The sequence below is a fragment of the Bacillus sp. SIMBA_008 genome, assembly GCF_046535495.1.
Taxonomy (GTDB): Bacteria; Bacillota; Bacilli; order Bacillales; family Bacillaceae; genus Bacillus; species Bacillus subtilis.
On record NZ_JAWRWL010001309.1, the window covers coordinates 1 to 234 of the forward strand.

A 234-nucleotide genomic window follows, 5' to 3' on the forward strand; every position below is an offset into this window, starting at 1 on the left:
GAGCTGAAGGTCGCCGCCGGCGTGGACGTGCCGATCATGGCGGCCCTCGGAGCACAGCTCCTCACGAGGGCGGCGGCAGAGAAGGATCGACCCGCCGCGCAGCGCAAGCGCCTGCAGGCCGACGCCGCGTCGCTGGGCGGTGGCGACGCCGCGACGACGATCGCGCTGTCGACGGATGCCGCTCTCGCGCAGATCTTCGCGGATCGGCCACTCGCGAGCCTCCGCTCCGTCTCG

1 protein-coding gene is annotated in these 234 nt (G+C 73.5%); it reads left to right on the forward strand.

Going from position 1 to position 234, the window contains the following annotated elements; translation table 11 throughout:
• Positions 1 to 234, forward strand: a 234-nt coding sequence (locus SB658_RS27675) for a maltotransferase domain-containing protein (protein ID WP_410603783.1), incomplete at both ends; no start/stop codon positions are given.